A 4,593-nucleotide genomic window follows, 5' to 3' on the forward strand; every position below is an offset into this window, starting at 1 on the left:
TAGATGCCTTAGATATTATTGATCGCGACGAGGAAAATTGTAATTTTGATTTAAAGAAAATAATTACAGGTATTGATAAACCTGGCTTTGAATTATTTGAAAAGAAAATCAATTACTTTAATAAAAAACTTGACCTGGCTCAAAAAGAAGCAGTTAGAAAGGCTTTATATTCTTCATCAATATCTATCATACAGGGACCTCCAGGCACTGGCAAAACGAATGTAATTATTGAAATAATTCAGCAAATTATATTAGAAAATAGATTACATCCTGAATTACCATCAAAAAAAGTGTTAATTGTTTCACAATCCCATCCCGCAGTAGACAAAATGGTTTCTGATCTCAATGAGCAATTCAAAAATTTGCCAAACATCATTAGAATTGGTAGAGGTGATAAGATAAGTGAAGAGATAAATGAATTATGTGGTTTGGAATCAGTACAGACTTCGTGGGTAGAGAAAATTAAAACAGAATGTGTCAAAAACGTAAAGATTCTATGTTCAAAATTGAATATTGATTATGAAGTAATGAAAAAATATGTAGATATCAAAAACAAAGAATCAATATGCGATGAAAAAATCACTGATATTGAAACCCACATGAAATTAAGTATAGAAAACAAACTAAAAACACCATTAGCCAATAAATATTCTAAAATAATTGAATTGCAATTAAACTGGATGGAACAATTAGAGACTTCTAATGAAACTGAGCTTTATCAAATAAAATCTGCTGATATAATTGCAGGAACATGTGTAGGCTTTTTATCCAATAAATTTGTTAAAGACTTGAATTTTGATTACGTAATTATAGATGAAGCTGCTAAAGCCACTTTTCCTGAATTAGCTATATCTCTAAATAAAGCAAGCAAAATTATACTTGTTGGTGATCATAAACAATTACCACCTGTTTTAGATGATGAAATAATTAACGCACATCCAAATGATTTAGATAGATCAAATCTTGATACAGGTCTGTTTGAAAGGATTTATGAGATATTTCCAAAAGAAAATAAGCAGATTTTATCAACACAATATAGAATGCATCCAGTAATTGGAACTATGATAAGTAAGGTGTTTTATGATAATGAAATTCAAAATGGAGTTTCAGCTTTAGAAAGAAATTGCGAAATAATAGGATATGAGAATATTGCTCTTGAATGGATTAGTACATCTAAAATGGCAGTTAATCGCAGAAATGAACAGGTTCATGGTAAGAAGAGTACACGAACTTATAAAAATGATTTAGAATGTAAAATAATAAAAAATAAATTATTAGAAATAAACAAAAATTGTACTCAAAGGAAAAGAGTTGCAATAATAACCGCATATAGTGGGCAAAAATACTCAATAGACAACATAGTTAAAGAACTTAACTTACCTAATCTCGATATTGAGATAAATACAGTTGATGCTTTTCAAGGTAATCAAAAAGATATCATTTTATATTCTACTGTCAGGAGCAATAAATCGCATTATATTGGATTTTTAAAGCATAAAGCTCGTTTGAATGTAGCATTTTCAAGAGCTAAAACATTGCTAATTATTATCGGAGATATGGATTTCTTATATCGACCAGAGATAAAAGGTAATAAATTTCCTGAAATAATTGATTATTTTAAATCAGAAAAAGGATGCAGAATCGTTGAATATTTAGAGAAGGGAAACTAATATGGGAAAAATGCAGAATATTATAGAAAGCAATTATAAAGATTATTATAAAAAAGATGATTGGATTTGCATAAAAAATGGCTTTATTTATATACCTTTTAGAGTACCGAATTTTGATTGTTTAATACAAGATATAAGAAAACTAAATATTTTTTATGCAACTGTCATGAGATTATGTAAATTAAATATTGTAGAAATACCAAAAATACAAGAAATATTGGGGTTAGATAAAAATGTTTTAGATGAAATTATTGTTGATTTAATACAATCAAAATTAGCTTATACTAGAGAAAACAAACTTATGCTAACTACAACTGGAGAACATGCTTTAAAAGAAGATAAAGAAATAGTGCAATATAAATACACAATAAATAGAATGGCGGTTAATTTAATTACAGACGAAATTATATGCTGTGATGACACTAAATTTTATCGTCCAAAAAAGAATGAACTTGTACTTAATGATGAAATTAATATAAATATTGATTATTTAAAAAAGCATTTTTCAAAACTAAATTCTATTTATGAAAGCATACAAAAAGAAGATAGTCATTTTGGAAACAAAGCTATTACAAAGGAAATCTATAAAATTATTAATGTTAATTACACTACATTAAATTATCAACGAGTTAAATATAGCATTTTTTTAAATGAGCAAACAGAACAAATTGAGGTGAAAATTTTTGATAGTCATGAAGCATTATACTCAAAGGTATTTCATGAACAAATAAAGAAGTGCTATCCAAGCTTAGAAAGTTTTTTTGAAAGAGATTATAGGTTCTCTCAAAAAGTAATAAAGAACGAGTTACCTGATTTTAACTCTGAATTTGAATATGATTACCAAACAGCAAGATTCAAGCTTTATCCTTCTGAGTATGCTGATTATATAGTACATTGCAAAGAGTTTGATTTTGATTTTTTGTTAATAAACTGTGAAGATTGTTATTATTATTTTTCAGAAGTATTAGTGGAGATAGGAAATATATCAAATAGCAAAAAAGTGATTATCAATTATAATCAAAATGATAAAGGCTTTGAATCATTTTCAAATAAACTTATCAAAGCTGGGAATAAAGTAAATTTAAAATTCATACCACATAAGAATATGAATGCTACGTCTTTTATGTTTTATCCATATGTTGGAATAAATTTAATGAAAAGAGGCATTCCATATTCAAATAAAGTTATAAGTTACATTGAATCAAAAATGTTTTTTGATCTTACATTACCAAATGAAAAAGTTGTAGATATTTTAAAAGGTGATAATCAATAATATAAATCGAGTATGAGGGAGTGATTTACGCCCAACATCTCACATACCATACGTTTGGATCACATTTCCAAAATCAATTTAAACATCATCTATATTCAAAAAGCATCACCTCCATGACTAAATTTCTCATAGGGATGGTGCTTTTCATATATGTAATCTATTATACGTTTTCATCATAAGTTGAATGATGTCTTACGTTAATCACGAATTGTTCCAATATCCCATTTCTTTTCATACTTTATGCAATGAAATAGTAATTTGAATAAGATGTTTTCATTTGGAAAGGCACCCTTTCAAGAAGGGTAGCTTATTATGTACAATGATACTTTTATAAGTATACAAATTTAATGATTAAAAATTTTAACTACAGAGATTTATTCAATTCAATAAATATTTATTTAATCAAATCTAATATTTCTCTTGCCATCTGTATTCTATTATCTTAAAAGCGATCTATTCCCAAAGAAAACCCTCGATTATAATTATTGGCTCGTATATTGATTGCATACACCCCCCGTGTCATCCTTACTCTGGACACGTATGGAAATGGATTCATTATCATTTTCGCCAGTCCATGCAGAACCACTGATTGGGTAATCAATCCCTTGCTTGTATGCTAAGTAATAATTACCTCGATCATACACTTCATACTCTCTTCCCATATATTCATTTGTCGAAGCGTATCTCAGACCTAGGCTTCCTTCCATATTTTGAAAGTTTCCATCAAATGGACAGTAATTGATAGTAATGATCATACTTTCTTTTCCAAACAATGAAGGATCAGTTCCGATATAAATAGCTTTAAAGAAAAATTTAGAAAATCTTTTATTTCATCGATATCTTTTTCTTTAAAATTATGAGGTATTTCTTCTGTATATGAATTTAAAATTCGAAAATGAGTTCCTGAAATTCTTTTCTTTTCTCCTGTCCCTAAGATATAAGCAAATTTTCCCATAATCAATGCTTGTTTTTTGTGAAAGACTAATCTCGGCTTGCGTTTTACATCTTCCCATGTACCAACTGAAACATCAGCAAAATAATAATCTGTTTGATTTTGAGGATTCTTTGATGTTTTTTTATCTGGCTTTTGTGTAATGAAATATAGGAACTCACACAACTTCATGTCATTTACTTGATCAACGGTTAAATAACGTAAATCGGTTACTTTTCCATCTGAGATTGTATGTGCAAAACTATAGAAATTAGTTTTTGTTCCATATATTGATGTTCGATGCCATGAAGATCTACCACTTTTTTTCAAAAAATCTCTTAATTGCTTTAAAGTGATCTTAATATCAATAGGTATATTGTAATTCTTATTCAAAAATTGTTTCAGTAAATCAATGTCAGTTATATTTATTCTGGATAAAGGTTTTTCACCATTACTGTATGCTGAAGAAGCACTTACTTTTCGATTAGGGGTAGTAGCCATTTTAATACCTTCTTTCTTTTTTCTTGAATTATGGCTTAAAATAGACTAGAATATATTATGTGACGGATAATGAGTGTCTCAAGTTTTCTGGCAAAATCCTGGCAATGGTACTATAAGAACCACTTGTTCAATAAAGGAACCATGGAACTATAAGGACTAAATGGTACGGAAAATAAGGACTATTAGGAACACAAAATACCCTACGAACACAATTCATC

At 28.2% G+C, this 4,593-nt stretch carries 4 protein-coding genes; 2 read left to right on the top strand and 2 right to left on the bottom strand.

The features are described from left to right. Positions 1-1,670: AAA domain-containing protein (locus UGRO018_RS17475; RefSeq protein ID WP_416327795.1), on the top strand; the 1,670-nt coding region annotated here is incomplete at its 5' end. Between the two features lies 1 nt (position 1,671). Next, entirely contained in the window at positions 1,672-2,943 is a 1,272-nt protein-coding gene (locus tag UGRO018_RS17480) for a hypothetical protein (RefSeq protein WP_416327796.1), read from the top strand. A gap of 482 nt (positions 2,944-3,425) precedes the next feature. Here the strand turns inward: UGRO018_RS17480 and UGRO018_RS17485 are convergent, their stop codons facing one another. After that, positions 3,426-3,698 (bottom strand): hypothetical protein, encoded by a 273-nt coding sequence (locus UGRO018_RS17485; protein ID WP_416327797.1) that lies wholly within the window; start codon positions 3,696-3,698, stop codon positions 3,426-3,428. Further along, positions 3,695-4,375: a hypothetical protein gene (locus tag UGRO018_RS17490; RefSeq protein ID WP_416327798.1), complete on the bottom strand. Its 681-nt coding sequence runs from the start codon at positions 4,373-4,375 to the stop codon at positions 3,695-3,697. Before UGRO018_RS17490 ends, UGRO018_RS17485 begins: the two co-directional genes overlap by 4 nt. Positions 4,376-4,593 lie beyond the last annotated feature (218 nt).

Origin of the sequence: Hoskinsella mucinilytica (assembly GCF_045223415.1) — a bacterium.
GTDB classification, from domain to species: domain Bacteria; phylum Bacillota_I; class Bacilli_A; order Erysipelotrichales; family Erysipelotrichaceae; genus Hoskinsella; species Hoskinsella mucinilytica.